At 43.1% G+C, this 19,115-nt stretch carries 14 protein-coding genes and 1 tRNA gene; 7 read left to right on the top strand and 8 right to left on the bottom strand.

What is annotated here, in order from left to right; all coding sequences use genetic code 11:
• Positions 1-43 precede the first annotated feature (43 nt).
• Genes ACK1I8_RS06595 through ACK1I8_RS06585 form a run of 3 tightly spaced genes read left to right on the top strand, consistent with a single transcriptional unit; the run spans position 44 to position 3,828 of the window.
• Complete coding sequence (locus ACK1I8_RS06595; RefSeq protein ID WP_412468544.1) at positions 44-556, top strand: (2Fe-2S)-binding protein; 513 nt, start codon at positions 44-46, stop codon at positions 554-556.
• Complete coding sequence (locus ACK1I8_RS06590) at positions 549-1,568, top strand: FAD binding domain-containing protein (RefSeq protein WP_412468543.1); 1,020 nt, start codon at positions 549-551, stop codon at positions 1,566-1,568. The genes ACK1I8_RS06595 and ACK1I8_RS06590 overlap by 8 nt, the downstream gene beginning before the upstream one ends.
• A 22-nt stretch (positions 1,569-1,590) precedes the next feature.
• Positions 1,591-3,828, top strand: a complete 2,238-nt coding sequence (locus ACK1I8_RS06585) for a xanthine dehydrogenase family protein molybdopterin-binding subunit (RefSeq protein WP_412468542.1) — start codon at positions 1,591-1,593, stop codon at positions 3,826-3,828.
• A 348-nt stretch (positions 3,829-4,176) separates the two neighbouring features.
• Here ACK1I8_RS06585 and ACK1I8_RS06580 read toward each other — a convergent pair.
• The 6 genes from ACK1I8_RS06580 to ACK1I8_RS06555 form a co-directional block, all read right to left on the bottom strand.
• A tRNA-Arg gene (locus ACK1I8_RS06580) sits at positions 4,177-4,250 on the bottom strand.
• Positions 4,251-4,479: 229 nt separating this feature from the next.
• Positions 4,480-4,713 (bottom strand): hypothetical protein, encoded by a 234-nt coding sequence (locus tag ACK1I8_RS06575; RefSeq protein WP_412468541.1) that lies wholly within the window; start codon positions 4,711-4,713, stop codon positions 4,480-4,482.
• A 712-nt stretch (positions 4,714-5,425) separates the two neighbouring features.
• Positions 5,426-6,595: a mannonate dehydratase gene (gene uxuA / locus ACK1I8_RS06570; protein ID WP_412468540.1), complete on the bottom strand. Its 1,170-nt coding sequence runs from the start codon at positions 6,593-6,595 to the stop codon at positions 5,426-5,428.
• An 81-nt stretch (positions 6,596-6,676) separates the two neighbouring features.
• Positions 6,677-7,501, bottom strand: a complete 825-nt coding sequence (locus ACK1I8_RS06565) for an SDR family oxidoreductase (RefSeq protein ID WP_412468539.1) — start codon at positions 7,499-7,501, stop codon at positions 6,677-6,679.
• Between the two features lie 115 nt (positions 7,502-7,616).
• Positions 7,617-8,789: a glycoside hydrolase family 88 protein gene (locus ACK1I8_RS06560; protein WP_412468538.1), complete on the bottom strand. Its 1,173-nt coding sequence runs from the start codon at positions 8,787-8,789 to the stop codon at positions 7,617-7,619.
• A gap of 124 nt (positions 8,790-8,913) precedes the next feature.
• Entirely contained in the window at positions 8,914-10,743 is a 1,830-nt protein-coding gene (locus ACK1I8_RS06555) for a glycoside hydrolase family 2 protein (protein ID WP_412468537.1), read from the bottom strand.
• A gap of 252 nt (positions 10,744-10,995) precedes the next feature.
• Here ACK1I8_RS06555 and ACK1I8_RS06550 point away from each other — a divergent pair, with 252 nt between their 5' ends.
• On the top strand, positions 10,996-12,024 hold the full coding sequence (locus ACK1I8_RS06550; RefSeq protein WP_412469352.1) for a LacI family DNA-binding transcriptional regulator: 1,029 nt from the start codon (positions 10,996-10,998) through the stop codon (positions 12,022-12,024).
• A 200-nt stretch (positions 12,025-12,224) separates the two neighbouring features.
• Here the strand turns inward: ACK1I8_RS06550 and ACK1I8_RS06545 are convergent, their stop codons facing one another.
• The gene (locus ACK1I8_RS06545) at positions 12,225-13,454 is read right to left on the bottom strand and encodes an MFS transporter (RefSeq protein WP_412468536.1); all 1,230 of its coding nucleotides are present in this window, start codon (positions 13,452-13,454) and stop codon (positions 12,225-12,227) included.
• A gap of 170 nt (positions 13,455-13,624) precedes the next feature.
• On the opposite strand from ACK1I8_RS06545, the gene ACK1I8_RS06540 reads away from it, so the two are divergent.
• The gene (locus ACK1I8_RS06540) at positions 13,625-14,068 is read left to right on the top strand and encodes a MarR family winged helix-turn-helix transcriptional regulator (protein WP_412468535.1); all 444 of its coding nucleotides are present in this window, start codon (positions 13,625-13,627) and stop codon (positions 14,066-14,068) included.
• A gap of 47 nt (positions 14,069-14,115) precedes the next feature.
• A complete protein-coding gene (locus ACK1I8_RS06535) occupies positions 14,116-14,952 on the top strand; it encodes an MBL fold metallo-hydrolase (RefSeq protein ID WP_412468534.1) in 837 nt (278 codons plus the stop codon).
• A gap of 632 nt (positions 14,953-15,584) precedes the next feature.
• On the opposite strand, the gene ACK1I8_RS06530 is transcribed toward ACK1I8_RS06535, so the two are convergent.
• Positions 15,585-16,097: a glutathione peroxidase gene (locus tag ACK1I8_RS06530; protein WP_412468533.1), complete on the bottom strand. Its 513-nt coding sequence runs from the start codon at positions 16,095-16,097 to the stop codon at positions 15,585-15,587.
• A gap of 419 nt (positions 16,098-16,516) precedes the next feature.
• On the opposite strand from ACK1I8_RS06530, the gene topA reads away from it, so the two are divergent.
• Positions 16,517-19,081 (top strand): type I DNA topoisomerase, encoded by a 2,565-nt coding sequence (gene topA / locus ACK1I8_RS06525; RefSeq protein ID WP_412468532.1) that lies wholly within the window; start codon positions 16,517-16,519, stop codon positions 19,079-19,081.
• The last annotated feature ends 34 nt before the right edge of the window (positions 19,082-19,115 follow it).

The following is a 19,115-nucleotide window of genomic DNA, read 5'->3' as shown; positions in this document are numbered from 1 at the left end:
TCTTATTTTATTGTTAACAATAAAGTTAGTTAACAAAACCACTATGGAAACAGATCCGCAGCACCCGCATCCCCAAGGGATGGAAACCCATTTAGTTACTCTGAAGATAAATGGAAAACACCATAGCGTCAATATCCGCCCCTGGGTGAGCCTGTTAGACTGCTTACGTGACCACCTGGATCTGACCGGAACCAAAAAAGGCTGTGACCACGGGCAGTGCGGCGCCTGCACCGTAATTTGTGATGGAAAGCGTATTTTAAGCTGCCTGAGCCTGGCGGTGATGAAAGACGGGGCGGAGATTACCACGGTAGAAGGAATTGCAACGGAAAACGGCCTTCACCCCCTGCAGCAGGCGTTTATTGACCACGATGCCTTTCAATGCGGTTATTGTACCCCAGGACAGCTTTGCAGTGCCTTAGGCCTTTTATCGGAGGGCAGGGCTTCCTCTCGTGAGGAAGTAAAAGAACAGATGAGCGGCAACCTTTGCCGTTGCGGAGCCCATGTGGGTATTATAGATGCAATTATGCAGATAAAAGACGGAGGAAGTTATGAATAGTTTCAGTTTTCTCGCTGCGCCCGATATTCCTACTGCCATTCAGCTTACCGATGATCGGCCCCTTTCTGCGTTCATTGCCGGCGGCACCAACCTGCTCGACTTATGGAAGTACAATTTGGTTAACCCTACAGCGCTGGTCGACATCAGCCAGCTGGCCGCGCTCTTGGAATTGCGTGAACTTGAAAATGGAGGTTTTCGGCTGGGTGCTGCTGTAAAAAATGCCGAAACCGCCTACCATCCTATCATCGAATCCCGATATCCCCTGTTATCAAAGGCTATACTGGCAGGTGCTTCGGCGCAGATCCGCAACATGGCCAGTAACGGGGGCAACCTGCTCCAGCGTACGCGGTGTTACTATTTTTATGACCATCAGGTACCCTGCAATAAAAGGGTTCCTGGATCGGGCTGTCCGGCCAGGGAGGGTTATAACCGGATGCATGCCATACTGGGTGCCAGTGAAGCCTGTATTGCCGTTTTCCCATCGGATATGTGCGTAGCATTGGCCGCACTGGAAGCCAGGATAAATGTAACGGGTGTGGATGGCGAACGTAGCCTGGCCTTTGCAGACTTCCACCGCCTGCCCGGCCAAAGGCCCGAGCTTGACAACAACCTGAAACCAGGTGAACTGATTACCTCGATAGATCTGCCCGAAAAAGGCTTTCCCCTGAACTATTCCTACCTCAAACTCCGCGACCGCCACTCTTATGCTTTTGCGCTGGTTTCGGTAGCTACCGCACTTGAAATGGATGGCCATACCATTAAGGAGGCCAGGATCGCCCTGGGCGGGGTGGCCCATAAACCCTGGCGTTCCTTGGAAGCGGAAGAATTTCTCCGCGAAAAAACCGCATGCCGGGAAACCTTTGCCGCCGCGGCAGATATGATCCTTGATGGAGCGGCAGGACTTGAATATAACCGTTTTAAGATTAAACTGGCAAAAAATGCCATTATACGCAACTGCATGATGGCACTCGATCCGGACACACAGCTTCCAGGCGCACAACCCTCATTGTAATCAGACACCTAACAAAATCAACATGAATACAGATAAAAACGTAGGCCGGCCGATTAGCCGTTTGGAGGGTAGTGAAAAAGTTACCGGCGAGGCCAGGTATGCTGCTGAATACCCATTGGAAGGCCTGCTACACGGCTATGTGGTGAGCAGCCCGATCACCAAAGGAAAGATCGTGGAAATTGATACCACGGAAGCCATGGCCATGCCGGGCGTGGTGGATGTCCTCTCGCACGTCAACCGCCCCAAACTCGCCTGGTTCGATCTGCAGTATACCGATATGGACGCCCCTCCGGGAACCGTGTTTAAACCACTCTATGATGAAAACATCCTCTATAATGGCCAGCCTGTTGCGCTGGTGGTTGCCCGCGACTTTGAGACGGCCAGGTATGCATCCACCAGAATAGTTTTCCGTTACCAGCAGGAGCCGCACCAAAGCTATATGGAAAAACACCTGGATAAGGCCAGGGCGCCTAAAAAAGGATTAGCTACCGCACTTAAACCACCACCCCCGCCCCCCACAGGGGATTTTGAAAACGCGTTCGAAAACGCTGCAGTAAAGGTAAGCGCAACATACCACCACGGCACCGAACACCACAACCCCATTGAACTCTTTGCCACCACAACCCTTTTTGAAGGGGATGGAAAGCTGACCATTTACGATAAAACCCAGGGTACCATCAATAACCAGCTTTTCATTGCCAATGTATTCGGACTCCATTATAAGGACGTAAGGGTACTTGCCCCGTTTGTAGGGGGTGCATTCGGATCGGGGCTCAGGCCACAGTACCAGTTGTTCCTGTGCGTAATGGCAGCCCTGCACTTAAAAAGCAATGTTCGTGTGGTACTGGACAGGAAGCAGATGTTCTCCTTTAGCCACAGGCCGCCGGCGGTACAACGGATGCGTTTTGCTACCGACATTAACGGAAGACTTACCGCACTTGGCCACAGCACCTTTGCCGAAACCTCGAATTTTGAAGACTATACCGAACCCACCTCCAACTGGAGCCATAAACTCTACCCTGCCCCCAACACGCTTTTTGAACATCAGGTTGTGCCATTGGACGTTTATACCCCGATGGATATGCGCGCACCCGGTGGTAGCACGGCACTCCATGCCATTGAATGCACAATGGATGAACTGGCCTATAAGCTCAGGATAGATCCACTGGAACTCCGCCTGCTCAACTATTCGGATGCTGATCCATCGGCAGGAAAACCATATACCAGCAAAGCCCTCAGGGAATGCTACCTGGAGGCGGCAGCAAAATTCGGATGGGACAAACGCAGTGCTGAACCACGAAGCATGCAACGCGGAAATAAACTTGTTGGTTACGGCATGGCGACCGGGATCTGGGATGCCTTCCAGTTTCCTTCGAGGGTGCAGATCATGATCAACAGCGAAGGGAAAATGGTGGTTGACAATGCTACTACCGATATTGGTACGGGAACCCTGACGGTGATGACCCAGATTGCAGCAGATGAACTTGGACTGGAGATGGCTGATGTGGAATTCAGGTACGGGGACAGTAAAAAACCCTTTTCGATGTTCCAGGGCGGATCAGCGATCACCTCCTCAACAGGGGTTGCCATTGTGGTTGCTGCCAGATCGCTGCGTAAAAAACTATTAAAAAAAGCAGCGGAGATGAACGGTTCTCCTTTCAGAAAAGCAAAGGAAGAAGAAGTTGTTTTTTCTTCGGGCCATATTCACCTTAAAAATGATCCGGCCATAAAAATAAGTCTGAAGGACATCGTTGCCTTTAATAAGGGTGCGGCCATCAAAACTACAAAGATGGGCAGGCCCCACATGCTCAAACTTCGGAAATACAGCCTGGCCACACACAGCGCTTCTTTTGTGGAGGTGGAGGTTGACCGCGACCTTGGAACCATCACCCTCACCCGGGCGGTAACCGCTGTTGCGGCTGGAAAAATCATCAATCCCAAAACAGCTAAAAGCCAGATCCTCGGCTCAATGGTATGGGGTATCAGTAAGGCACTCCATGAGGAATCCATTATGGATCCGCAGCTTGGCAAATACATCAACGCCAACCTGGGAGAATACCATATCCCCGTACATGCCGACATTGGTGAACTGGAAGTGATATTTGCCGATGAAAAGGACAGCCTGATTAATGAGTTGGGCACCAAGGGTGTTGGTGAAATCGGATTGGTGGGCATGCCGGCCGCAATCTCGAATGCCATTTACCATGCCACCGGTAAACGCATTTACAAGCTTCCGATCCATTTCGATGAGCTGATCTGACCGCTGGCGACAACGCCACGGAAAAGGCGCTAAGAGCTCAGTTCAGGGGAGTAAGAGATGTTGAATTCTTTATGTTCAGGCTATCAAAAATATATGCTTAAAATCCCCCCAACTTTTCCGCTTGATCCGCTATGGTTTTCTATTGGAAATAAAACATAACGTTTAGAAAATTTAAATTTAAAGACTTTTACTGCGAGATCCATATTGCTGATACGATTAACTAAAATAGCTGGAGGTTACAGTTTCATCGGGTAACAGCGGCAATCCATCTATCCCGGTTTAACAGTAAAAAAACAGAATAGTCACAAAATAAAAATGGCTCCAATTCTCATTGAAAGCCATTTTAAGTACCCCGGAAGGGATTCGAACCCCTGACCCACGGTTTAGAAAACCGTTGCTCTATCCAACTGAGCTACCGAGGCTCATTTTTTAATGAGCTGCAAATATAGAAGTTCTATTGAATATGTAAAAATATATTTTAAAGTATTTAAAACGTACTTTTTATATTTCGAATAAGTATTTAAGAACGAAGCAATTAAAATTAATGCTATGCCTTATTAATTTTTTATTTTGCGTAAAACATAATGGTATTTGATGAAGTTCGCCCTCTTAATAGCCATGAAAGCCTTTAAAACAGGGGTAACCACTCCATTAAGCATCTTCTCCATTCCACACATCATCATCGGCTTGCCTGATCTCGTTGTGACCTGAACTTACGCTCCTTAATTCTTCATGGTGATAATTTCTTTCCGGATTTTCGGGCAGGATATCCTCATTATCCTCTGGAACCTGATGCATCTGCACCGTTTTTTGAACCTCCGGTAAATCATCGTGTACAACAGAGGGTTTTAAGATTTTCTTCGTGGGCTTATTGCTATTTTCCATATGATTTAAAAGACTCAAATTTCAAGCCACAAGCGAAGCGGGGTTAAAATTGTAGCCATTGGGTTATGCTGTTAAGCTTCAGGGCTTGGCGGGAAACTGATAAAGTGCAGCCTACAGCGAAAATTTGTACAAATAAATATGCAGCGATGGTGTTCATGCTTAAAAGATCCGTCTACTAGGCGAAGGATGATAAAAAACGGAAGACAATTGATGAAAAACGCACAGATAAACCTTTGGTGTTAATCTGCATAGGGTTATATTGAATTAAATGATCCTATTAGTTGATATCACACCGACTCAAATGATTGAGTTTGTCGAATAAGGAAATAAGCGGCCTATGGTTCCTGGCGGTTTGCAGTACCGCTTCCGCTTATAGTCCGCTCCGATGCAATCGGGATCCGGGCCATTTCGCTCTAAACGGGTTTAGAAACAACGTTTACTGCACTTTGCAAACGCTAAATATGAAATGCTGCAGCGCAATTTAGCCTTGGCTGGAGTGGTTACCCTGCGCCACAAGGTACGGGGAAGCGAAGAACAGGGACACGCTACCCCATTTAGCAAAGACCTTGCGCTCCAAATCAGCTTTAATCAAATGCTCCTAAACCGACTATTCTTCGACTCTATCGGGACAGCAGTAAAAAAAGCCGCAGGTCTTTCGATCTACGGCTTAAGTTTGTTCTATTCAGATTCCTGCCGGTGCGGTAACGACGGATCATTCGTTAAAATTACCGGTTACCCCGATCTCCAGGCCCCTCAACTCGGCCAAACCTCTTAACCGGCCGATGGCCGAGTAACCCGGATTAGTTACCTTGGCCAGGTCATCCAACATCTGGTGACCATGATCCGGACGGAAAGGAATAGCCTGATCGCGTAATGCGTTTTCTGCCGTTAGCGCTTTCATGATCTCATACATGTTTACATCACCACCTAAATGATCGGCTTCGTAAAAACTGCCGTCTTCATCCTTTTTAACGTTACGCAAATGTGCAAAATATACCCGTTCTTTAACCGCATTGAAAATTTCCAAGGTATTATTCCCCATACCGGCGCCTAAAGAGCCTGTACAGAAACAAACACCGTTAAAAGCCTGATCTACACTTTTAATAATGTAATTAAAATCCTCGAGCGTGCTGGCTATTCTTGGCAAACCTAAAATGGCATAAGGCGGATCATCCGGATGGATGGTCATTTTAATACCTTCTTCGGTACAAACCCCGGCAATTGATGACAGGAAAAAAGTCAGATTTTCTTTTAAACCCTGTGTGCCGATGGCTTTGTACTCGTTAATGCTGTTGCGCAGGGTTTCCAGTTCGATTTCTTTTTCATTCGGAATGCCCATGAGTACATTGATCCGAAGGTCAACCAGATCCTGTTCGCTTAACGTAGCGAATTTACTTGCCGCCCGATCTAAAACAGATGTTGAATAATCTGCTTCTGCCCCTTCCCGCTTCAAGATATAGAGATCAAAAATCGCTAGATCGATCCAGTTGAAATAAAGCGCTTTCGATCCATCGGTCATTTCGAGATCGAGTTGCGTACGGGTCCAGTCTAACACCGGCATAAAATTATAACATACGGTTTTGATTCCGCAGGCAGACAGGTTACGCAAAGAGCTTTTATAATTTTCGATATATTGCCCGGCATCTGCCCTACGCGTTTTAATGGCTTCGTGCACGGGAACACTTTCTACTACCGACCAGGTTAAACCTGCAGCTTCGATAATGGCTTTTCTTTTCCGGATATCTTCCAAAGGCCAAACTTCGCCATGTGGAATATGATGCAATGCGGTTACGATGCCGGTAGCACCTGCCTGTTTAACGTCTTGCAGGCTGACCGGATCGTTAGGGCCGTACCAACGCCAGGTTTGTTCTAATTTTTTCATGATATTTGATTGCACTGATTTATATGACTATACAGATTTGAGGAGTAACACCGTGTATTTGTTCCCACTATAATATGATCTTTAAACGCCGGAGTATGCCGTAAATCCACCATCCACTTTAATACTTTCGCCGTTTACAAATTTAGCGGCATCACTGAGCAGGTAAACCAAAGCACCAACTAATTCTTCCGGCGCACCAAACCGCTTAAATGGTGTTTTAGCAATGATGGCCTGCCCCCTTGCAGTTAAAGATCCATCCTCATTGGTTAACAACGCCCTGTTCTGATTGGTGATAAAAAAGCCGGGTACAATGGCATTCATCCTGATTTTATCCTGATAACGGTTGGCCAGCTCAACAGCCATCCATTTGGTATAACTTTCTACAGCTGCTTTAGCCATTGAATAGCCCAATACCCGGGTAAGTGCCTGGGTAGCGGAAACCGATGATATATTGACAATACTACCACCGTTTTTGGCAATTGCCGCACCAAAAACCTGTGTAGGCATAATGGTTCCGAAAAGGTTTAAATCAAAGGCCTGTTTTAAAGCCGGAATGTTGAGCTCAAAAACATCGCTTCCTGGCTGGATGACGGCCTCAGCCACATTTCCACCAGCAGCATTTACCAAAGCATCAATACGGCCATAGGTTTTAATGATGGTGGCATTTGCCTCGGTCAGGTCTTGCTCATTCAATACATCGGCAATGATGTAAATAGCCTGGCCACCAGCTGCAATTACATCTGCCGCCCTTTGCCTGGCTACTTCTTCGTTTCTTCCAATCACTACAATAATTGCCCCGGCAGCGCACAGCCCGTTGATGAAGGCCTCGCCTAAAACACCCGTGGCGCCGGTAACCACTACTACCTTGTTTTCCAATGAAAACAGGCCCTTACTTTCTTTTATCATTTTTTTTTGATCTTATATACCGATATTAATTTTTCACTTCAATCACGTCTATTTTACAGATTAATTATCAGGTGTTTATTATGATAATTAAGACAACTATTCTCAACCTGAACCTTTATTGTTTACTTCTCAGCAAAGCTTCCAGATAATAATAATCGGCATAATTGATGGGTACATCAATTTCAGATTTTGCCGGACGATGCCCCGTGCTATGCGCTAAAATAAAACCATAGTTGGAGCCCGTTTGATTAATGTATTTTGTGCTAAGTGAGTGTAAGATCTTATCGGCTGCAGCTTTATATTTTGGACCGCTGGCGCTATATTTTGCCAGTTCGTAAAGTGCAGAAGCGGTAATGGCAGCAGCAGATGCGTCTCTGGAAGCTTCAGGGATTTTTGGGTCATTGTAATCCCAATAAGGAATGCCATCAGCCGGCGTAACTTTATGATTTATGATAAAACCTGCAACGCCATCGGCCTGGGTCAAATAGGCTTTATTTTTTGTTTCGCGGTAACACATGGTATATCCATATAGTGCCCATGCCTGCCCCCTTGCCCATGCCGATTCGTTCGCATAACCCTGTGCAGTTACTTTCTGCAACACCTTACCCGTTAAGGTATCGTAATCAACAACATGGTAGGAACTAAAGTCGGGTCTGAAATGGTTTTTCAGCGTGGTATTGGCATGTTTTACCGCAATTCTATAAAAAGAGGAATCGCCCGTTAACCTGGTGGTTTCAAACAAAAGTTCGAGGTTCATCATGTTATCGATAATGACCGGATACTTCCATTTATCGCCATTATGATCCCATGATTTGATTACCCCTGCCTTAGCATTAAACCGGGTTGAGAGGGATTTTGCTGCCTGAATGATGACGGCTTTATAAGCCGGATCGCCCGTTAAACGGTATCCGTTACCAAACGGACAATAGATCATAAAACCCAGATCGTGTGTACCGGTATTAAATTGTTCAGGCTTCACGTCTTCCGTATATTTTTCAGCCAATTTAAGCCATTTTTTATCCTTGGTGTACTGATAAAAGTACCAGAGTTCTGCCGGAAAAAAACCACTGGTCCAGTCTTTGGAGCCCACCATTTTAAACTGCCCATTTTCAACCGTACGTGGCGAAACCAGGTTTGGCTTCATTTTCCGGGCCGAATCTACGTTTTGGATCAATACATCAGTTTGTTTGGCGGCCAACGCAAATGCCACGGCCACATCAACCTGCTGTGCCTTTACCATACTGATCGGCCATACACTTACTGCCAGAAGGATTAATTTAAGCTTCATAGGATAAACAGGTTTAATGGGTTATGAACAGGCAAATGGCGAATGATTTTTTTTTGTTAGGTTTTAAGTTCATTTACCCTCCATAAGTTTATTTAAAATGGCCTGCCGCAATTTATTGATGTTACTACTTGTATTTTACCTGCATCTGGTCGTAAAAATCTTTCAGTACAAAAAAGGCTTTCTTTTTCTTACCGGTTTCGCTGATCAATCCTTTACGGTTCCAGAAATTCTGATAAATGGGGTGCTGTCTTCTTGGTGATCTGAAATCAGTTAAAATCCATGGTGTCATACCACGCAAAGCACCGATTTTGCTCAACATGATAATCTGGTTTTTATACAAGGCTTCCTGGTATTCTTCGCTCCAGCGGGTATTTTCATCAGCATGGAATCCACCCAGAGCATCACCGCCGAATTCGGAAACCACTACAGGTTTTTTATATTTGATATCAAAATTGTATTTGGTAATTTCAGATGGATTACCGCCCCAGTACCAGCCAGCATATTCATTAAAACTAACCAGATCGATTTTTTCGCCCAAAGGATCGTTTAAAACCATGGTATTGCCTTCGCTGTGAACTTCTAAAGCGGCAGCTATCAAACGGGTATCGTCTAAAGCGCGGGCCGCTTCAGCTAAATTGCTCATAAAACTCAAACGGGCATCGCTAAGCGGCGTTTCGTTCCCTATCGACCAAACAATTACACTTGCCCTGTTTTTATCGCGTACAATTAAATCAGTCAATTGTTTTTTCGCGTTGGCATAGGTGGCGGGGTTGGTCCAGCTAATGGTCCAGTAAACAGGCACTTCGGCCCAAACCAACAGCCCCATTTCGTCAGCAAGGCGGATCATTTCTTCATTGTGCGGGTAATGGGCCAGACGCACGTAATTACAGTTCAAATCTTTAGCCCATTGCAACATCATGCGCATATCGCCTTCAGAACGTAAACGTCCGGCTAAAATCGGGTTTTCATCATGCAGCGATATGCCCCTTAAAAAAACAGATTTACCATTTAACAGGATGCTATCGCCATTTACCTGAATGGTTCTGAACCCGATTTTATCATCGATATTTTCTTTATCAGTTTTAATATTTACGGCATATAGTTTTGGGTTTTCAGGCGACCATAAACTTAAATTGTTCCAGATAAATTCATCGGCAATTTTACCTTCTCCATCTGTTTTGTATTTCTTCTCCAGCTTAAGCTCCGGGATGGAAAGCGTAATTTCCTGTCCGGCACTGGCATCAGCCAGTTTTACCGAAAAACTTAACAGGTTGTTGTTGCCTTTAACCAGCTGAAGTTTGTAATCACTGATAAAATGATCCGGAAATTCCGCCAGAAAAACATCACGGGTGATACCACCATAATTCCACCAATCGGTATTTACCGTCGGAATTTCATCCTGTTTACGGACATTGTCAACCTTAAGTATCAGTGAATTTTCACCAGCTTTTAAGTTATTGGTTACCTCAAACTGGAAAGGTGTGAAACCACCTTTATGTACGCCCAGTTTTTTTCCGTTGAGGTAAACATGGGCCTCGTAATTTACTGCCGCAAAGTAGACGAAATATTTTTTCCCCTTTTCGGGTTTTGCATCAAACTTTTTACGGAGCCAGACACTGCCTTCGTAAAGTTCCAGTTTTTCTGATTGCGAGTTCCAATCGCCCGGAACATTCATTTGCGGAGAATGATTAAAATCATATTCGATCAGCTCTGACTTATCTTTTTGCACTTTATCGTCGTAAAAACCGCCTGATCCGGTTTTAGATTGATCATAGGGATTGTGACGGTAATCGTAATAACCATTTTCGTAAGGATCGATAATATAATTCCATTTACCGTTAAGGCTCTGAATTTTCCTGCCCTGAATATTCTGTATAGCGGTAACCTGACCGTAACAGAATGATGAAAGTAGCGAAAAGCAGATTAAAAATACGCTATAGGTTGTTTTTAGCATAACTTAAATTTTAATATGATTAATTGATCGTTTCAAAACTAACAATTAATTGCAAACGGTTTCGCTCTCAATGGCCTAAATTTGAGCAAGATTATGTTTTTGTATGGTTTGTATCCTGACTGCGAATTTAGAAAAGCTGAAGAGATTAAATGGTTTTAAGTAGGTTAAAACGTCTTAAAATCCAAGTAAACTACATTTCAAACGTTTGAAATAATTGCATTTTTTCTTAACTATGTACTGAGATTGGAAAAGATGACGAACCATACCCCTGTAACACTGAAATTCCTGGCGGAGAAGTTAAAGATGTCAGTTTCAACAGTATCAAAAGCGCTTAATAACTACCCATCCATAAATACTTACACCAAGCAGCGTGTACAGGAAATGGCCCGTGAGCTCCGTTTTACGCCCAATAAATCAGCCATTAATTTAAAGGAAAGAAGATCATGCATTATCGGTGTGATCTTACCCAACCTGTTAGATCACTTTTTTACCCGGAGCATTTATGGGGTGGAGCAATTTGCTACACAAAACGGATACAATGTGATCATCAGTCAATCGCATGATGAGCTGGAAAAGGAAATCCAATCGGCAAATATGTTGTTAAGGAGCCGCGTTGATGGCTTGATTGTGGCCATTTCAAAACATACACAGGATTTTGCGCACCTTGATCAGTTTGAGCAGATGGGCATTCCTGTAGTGTACTACACCCGGAACCCGAGTTTTAATTTAAGCTGCCATAAGGTATTGGGCAATACTTTTCAGGGCTGCTATCAGGCTACTCAATTTTTGATCGACAGGGGTCATCAGAAAATTGCCTATTTGGGTGGTCCAAAAATGATCAACTTTACACATGATCGCTTTAATGGCTACATTCATGCATTAAAAGATAACCAACTGCCTTTTTCATCAGCATTGGTGGCTTACACCGATTTTGATCGGGAAAATACCATCACGGCCATCAGGAAATTATTTGCCGATCCGGAAAACAGGCCTACTGCGCTGGTGGCTTTTAAAGAGCCTATCCTTTTTGATGCCTTAAAATACCTGAGAACATCCAACCACCCTAACTTTGATCAGATTGAAAGTATAGGATTTGGAAATAATGCTTTTATCAGTTACCTCGATTCGCCTCCTATCGCCTCTGTTGAAGAGAACCCTGAATCGGTAGGAGAAAATGCCATTAAACTTTTGCTCCGGTTAATCAATCAGGAAATTGACATGAAAAACCATCAGAAAGTGATGGTAGACTGTAAGTTGGTGGTGCATAGCGATACGCATTAGGTGGTGTATCCAAGCTATTGTGATGCTGATCTGACAGCTACCGGAATTATTTTACTGGTATAAATTAATATTTTCAATGGTTTTGTAGCTACTGCGAGGTCAGCGTCTTCATCCATAAAGTCCTGAAATAAATGACCTTCGGTGAGCTCTTTAGGCTCGGTTCGGGGTAACAGCTACTCACATAAAAAACAGATGAAATATTAATTCAATGATATTGCCTTACTGTTGAACTGATTTCTATTTCTTTCATTGTATACAAACGCCGCTACAATCAATAATCCTGCTACCCCCTCAAAAGCGACCACCAACTGGGTACCGAAAAGATGCGCCAGATACCCCATTAACAAGCTACTGATTGGTAACACCCCCTGGTACGCCATAATATAATAACTCATGGTTCTGCCCCTCATCTCGTCATGGGCGTGGGTTTGCAAGTAAGTGTTGATTGATGAATTTTGTGCCATTAAACCCAAAGCAGCTAAACTGGTACAAATTAAAGCCAGAATAAGTGAGGGCGATATCGCCAATGCCACAACGGAAACAGCCAGCAAAATACCCGACATCATGACGATTTTCTGCAGATTCTGACCTGCTTTTAAAGTAGCCATATAAATGGCCCCGAAAAAAGCGCCAAATCCGGCAGCACTTTCAAACCAGCCAAAAGTGGTGGCATCTCCGCTAAAAATATCTTTTGCAAAAACAGGCAGCAAAGTGGTAAAAGGAATAACCAGTAAACTTGATGCAGCCATTGTTAATACCATGGCAGCCAGATCGGGAGATGATTTGAGGTAGTCATATCCTTTTTTAAGGTCAAACCAGATGTTTTCTGTCGGTTTTTGATGTTCGGTGAGTTTAAGCTTCATCATCACCATACAAGCCAAAACAGCAATAAAACTCACAAAATTAATGATAAAACAAATATCCTCTCCCAGCGTGCTCAAGATGACCCCTGCCAGTGCCGGCCCGATTAACCTGGCTGCGTTGAACATCGAAGAGTTGAGTGCAATAGCATTGGGCAAATCTTCCTTATCATCAATTAAATTTACCATTAACGATTGGCGGGCGGTCACATCAAAAGCATTTACCAGGCCCTGAACCAGCGAAAGTACTGCAATCCAGAACATATCATATACTTTAAACCAGATCATTAATGCCAGCGCACCAGCCTGCAGCATGAGAATAATCTGGGTAACAACCAATACCTTATACTTGTTATGCCTGTCTACATAACTACCTGCATATGGTGCCAGCACCAGCGAAGGGATTAAACTTAAAAAAGTAATCAATCCCAATAAAAAAGCTGACCCGGTTAAACGGTAAACCAACCAGCTGATTGCAACACGCTGCATCCATGTTCCAATTAATGAAATTGCCTGACCTGTAAAAAACAACCTGTAATTATAATGCCTTAGTGAACGGAAAATACTCATGATTAAAATAGTAAAGTAACTTTACAAAAGTATAAAAATTCAAAACAACCTTAAAACCAAAAAGGTTAAGTTTTATCATTTTAAAATCAAAAATTAAACACCAAAAAAAACAACTTCGTTTATGATTAAAAAATAAAGCCTTATATTTGTAAAGTTTATTTACTAATAAGATGCCTACTCAAACACAGGAGATTGCCGCAAAGTTAAGAAGCACGGTTACCCGCTTAACCAGGGCATTGCGCAAACAGAATGTAAGTTCAGCATTTAGCAACGCTGAACTATTAACCATGTCGCTATTGGAGCAACATGGCAAAATGCTGTCTACCGAACTGGCAGACATGGAAAGGGTATCTAAACAGGCCATTTCTCAGATCATTAACCGCCTTTTTGATGCTGAGTGTGTAGAACGTTTCCCCAGTGAGGAAGATAAGCGAAAAGTTTTTATCGGACTGACCAAACTTGGCGAAAAACATCTTAACGCCACCAGAAAGATAAAAGAAGAATGGCTGGTACAAACCATGGAAAAAATTTTCTCTTCGGAAGAAATCAATTTGATACAGGCTTTCCTGCCCCTGCTTTCGCGCCTGGTAGAACACAATGGCGCCAAAACATAGTTTTTCTTTTTTCCTTCGCCAAATAAGCCGTATCTTGCAACCCTAAAATGGCACTATATTTCACCTCCATTAATTCGGGCAGCAATGGCAATTGTTACTATATCGGTAATGATCATGATGCGGTGCTGGTTGATATTGGCCTGACTTGTAAAGAGGTTGAAATCCGCATGAACCGTTTGGGCCTTTCTATAAGTAAAGTAAAAGCAATCTTTATCTCTCACGAACACAGCGATCATATAAAAGGACTGGCTGTTTTTGCTAAAAAGTATAAACTCCCGGTTTACATTAGTGCGCCAACTTTAAAAAACAGCAGACTTATTCTGGACGCGAACAACACCTTCTCCTTAAGTCATCAGCAGAATATCCAGATCGGCAGTTTGAAGATAGCTGCTTTTTCTAAATTCCATGATGCTGCAGATCCTTACAGTTTTACGGTTGAATGTAGCGGCGTACGTGTTGGTGTTTTTACCGATATAGGTTCGGTATGCGATCGCCTGATTGCACATTTCAAAAATTGCCATGCCGCTTTTTTAGAAGCCAATTATGACGCACAAATGCTGGAAAACGGCAGATACCCTTATTTTTTGAAGAGAAGAATAACAAATGGCCACGGCCACCTGAGCAATGCACAAGCCTTGGACCTGTTCATCAATCACAAAGCGCCTTACATGAGCCATTTATTACTAAGCCATTTATCGAAAGACAATAACGATGCAGCCCTGGTGGAAAGCCTTTTTAAAAATGTGGCAGGCGATACATTTATCAAAGTGGCTTCGAGATATGAAGAAACGGAGCTTTATTATGTTGGCAGCGGGCAAAATATAACAGAACCTTATTCTTTTGACCCTAGTCTATACCAGCCTGCGCAACTTAACCTGTTTTAACAGTTTAAAGTCAAAAACACTTGTATTTTTCTATCAATTAGGTTACAATATGGCTTTTCTAAGCTTATCAACCCGTATTCAATTGCTAAATTGATATAAATATCAGGTTAATTCATTTTTTCCAAAAACTATTTGCTTAAACAGGCGTTATATATATACTTCATAAATAGTTTGTTTGGTTTATTTGGGGCTTAAGGATTTAAGCCCCTATCTTTTTTCAACAGCTTTGATACCCAGCTAATAATATCGGACCCGATTAAGTAATGCTATGTTTTCGTTCTTTTGGAATAGCTGCATAGACGGGCCATCAACCATAACAAGTCTGAGCGAACTCATAGAAGACAATTCAATCCGGGGCATTTCGTGAAAAATAAGATTTTAATGATTAATTCGTTACAAGACAACTAAAAATGCATTTTCCGCTTGTAAAATAAATCCGATAACTATCGGATCAGCATAACGTGATACCTAGGCTGGAAACGACAAAAAACAGGTACTTGCCGCAAATATTAAAATACTAATAAAATCAGGTTAATCAACAAAAAGAGGTAAAATGGCTATTAACCATTTTACCTCTTAAATAATCTGAAAAATGGAGATTTCACATCTTCCATCTTATATTTTAAATCCTTTTACAGGAATTTAGTAATGGCTTCATCGGTAGGTTTTGTTTTGGAACGGAAACGGTGTACCAGTTCTCCTTTTTCATTAATTAAGAATTTTTCAAAATTCCACTTAATGTCTCCCTGTTCTTCGGTATTGGTTTGAGTAGTTAAATACTTAAATAATGGGCTAATATCATCGCCTTTAACGCTGGTTTTTTGGGCCAGCAGAAACGAAACATTATATTTCCCGGTACAGAACTCTTTAATTTCTGCATTGGTAGAAAATTCCTGACCGCCAAAGTTACCAGCAGGGAAACCAATTAATACCACCTTTTTGCCGTATTGTTTCTGAAGTTTTTCCAGATCTTCATACTGAGGCGTAAAACCACACTTAGATGCGGTATTCACAATTAGGATTTTTTTTCCTTTAAATTTAGAAAGTTTAATTTCCTTACCATCAATGGTTTTGAAGCTGAAATCGTAAACATTTTTTGGTGGCGACACCAATAAGTTTAATAGAATTAGAATTGTGCTGATCATCGTTGTTTTTATTTTTATATACGAATATAGGTACAAATAGTTTTTAAAGGTGTGATTTACATGTAAATTAAGTTGATCAGTGATCAAACAAGCTATATGAAGGCTTTCATTTAGCTATTTTAACATGTTGGCACAAAGTCATTACGACCTAAATGCTAGCACCTGCCAGGCCACCTAAACCCGGCTGAAGCGGAAAACCCGGAGACTGAGGAACGAGGTTGAGGATTTGAAGCAAAAGGCGGGACCAAGGCCTTACCTATCCGGTACTGCAATTGCTTTTCAAAAGAATTAAAACCAGATTAAAATCACCATAAAACCGGACAGACTTTACCAGCATTTAAGATTTTTTTTGTATTAAATTCTCCTCGGGTTTGGATTTATGCCTTAATTATAGCTTTATTTGCACAAAAACGTATTTCATGGCCAAAAATTTATTAATCGTCGAGTCACCCGCAAAAGCTAAAACTATAGAAGGCTATCTAGGCAAAGATTTCCTGGTGAAATCTAGCTATGGCCATATCCGTGATTTAGTTAAAGGTGATATGGCGATTGATATCAAAAACAATTTTGCCCAAACCTATGAGGTGCCTGCCGATAAGAAAAACGTTGTCTCCGAATTAAAAAAACTAGCGAAGGAAGCCGAAATGGTATGGCTGGCATCCGATGAGGACCGCGAGGGAGAAGCCATTTCATGGCACCTATTCGAAACTTTAGGGCTAAAAGTGGAGAAAACAAAACGCATTGTTTTTCATGAAATTACCAAACCGGCCATTTTAAAGGCAATTGATAGTCCGCGGGGAATTGATTATAACCTGGTAAACGCTCAACAGGCCCGGCGTGTACTAGACCGTTTGGTGGGCTTCGAACTTTCGCCCGTGTTATGGAAAAAAGTAAAGCCATCTCTTTCTGCGGGCCGGGTACAATCGGTGGCTGTACGTTTAATTGTAGACAGGGAGCGTGAAGTTTTAAACTTTAATGCCACCGCTGCCTATAAAATTACTGCCCAGTTCTCAACCGGCAGGGGAAAAGAAATGGTGAAGGCCGAACTGCCACAACGTTTCGAAAATGAGGCTGATGCCGAGAAATATCTTCAGGACTGTGTGGATGCGAAATTCGATATCAGCAGTTTAGAAACAAAACCTGCCAGGCGCAATCCTGCAGCTCCATTTACCACTTCTACCCTACAGCAGGAAGCTTCCAGAAAATTAGGTTTTTCGGTTGCGAGAACCATGCAGGTGGCACAGAGATTATATGAGGCCGGTAAGATTACCTACATGAGGACAGACTCGGTCAACTTATCAGAAACGGCTGTTAATGCCGCTGCTGCCGAAATTAAATCAGCTTATGGCGAAAAATATCATCAGCCAAGGGTGTATAAAACCAAATCAGCTGGTGCACAGGAAGCGCACGAAGCCATCCGCCCTACTTATTTCGACAGGCATACGGTAGACGGGGATATTTCAGAGAAACGTTTGTACGAGCTGATCTGGAAACGTTCCATTGCCTCGCAGATGAGTGAGGCATTGTTCGAGAAAACCACCGCCCAGATTACTGCATCAACCAGAAAAGAACATTTGGTTGCTGAAGGTGAAGTATTAAAATTCGACGGCTTTTTAAAGGTTTACCTGGAGTCTACCGACGATGAGGAAAACGAAGAAAAAGAAGGTGGTGCCATTTTACCTCCTTTAACAAAAGGGCAGGAACTATTTTTAAAAGAGATGCAGGCCACGGAGCGTTATTCGCGCCCGCCAGCCAGATATACAGAAGCCAGTCTGGTTAAAAAACTGGAAGAATTAGGTATCGGTCGTCCTTCTACCTACGCGCCGACGATATCTACGGTACAAAACCGTGGTTATGTGGTAAAAGGTGATCGAGATGGCAAACAGCGTAATTTTACCGCCATTATTTTAGCCGATGGAAAGGTAAAAAAAGAAATTAAATCGGAAATTACCGGTGCCGAAAAGTCAAAACTCTTCCCAACCGATATTGGTGAGGTTGTAAACGACTTTTTGGTAGAACATTTTAAGGGCATTGTTGACTTTAACTTCACCGCAAAGGTGGAGAAAGAATTTGATGAAATTGCGCAGGGTTTACAGGAATGGACCAAAATGTTGCATTCGTTTTATAACCCCTTTCATACTGAAGTAGAAACAACACTCGAAACAGCAGAACGCGCCACCGGCGAGCGCTTGCTGGGGATCGATCCGGCAACGGGTAAAAATGTATACACCAAAGTAGGTAAATTTGGTCCGCTGGTTCAAATCGGAGAACTGGACGACGAGGAGAAGCCGCGATATGCCAGCTTAATGCGCACGCAATCTGTTGCAACCATTACTTTGGATGAAGCGCTGGAACTGTTTAAACTTCCTTTTCAGCTTCCTGATTTCGAAGGCAAAGAAGTAATGGTTGGGGTTGGCCGCTTTGGCCCATACGTTAAATGGGGCGAAAGTTTTATTTCTCTTCCTAAAAACGAAGAACCTCTGTCGGTAACTTACGAGCGGGCGGTTGAAATTATCAAAGAAAAAATGGATGCCGATGCACCTATTGCTTTTTACGAAGGTTTAGGCGTAACAAAAGGAAAAGGCCGCTTTGGTCCGTTTATTAAATGGAACGATCTTTTTATCAATATCCCGGCAAAAGGATATCATTTCGATAATTTAACACAGGAAGATATCAATACCTTAATTGGCAAAAAGTTAGAAAAAGAGGCCAACAGGTATATCAAAACCTGGGATGCCGAAAAAATTTCTATCGAAAATGGCCGTTGGGGACCATTTATACGTTTTGGCAAACAGATGCTTAAATTACGGAACAACGAGGCAACCAAACAAAAATATACGCCTGAAGAACTGGCAGACATCGATTTGGAAACCGTTAAGAAAATGATTGTGGAGCAAGTGCCAAATGCTTTCGAAACAAAGAAAAAAGCACCGGCAAAGAAAAAAGCGGCGCCAGCAAAAAAGGCGGCAGCGAAGAAAAAATAAAACAAAAATCGTCAAGCTGAACTTCCGCCCGGCC

Origin of the sequence: Pedobacter sp. KLB.chiD (assembly GCF_047040275.1) — a bacterium.
In the GTDB taxonomy this organism is placed as follows: domain Bacteria; phylum Bacteroidota; class Bacteroidia; order Sphingobacteriales; family Sphingobacteriaceae; genus Pedobacter.
This window is presented reverse-complemented; position numbering and strand designations above follow the sequence as displayed.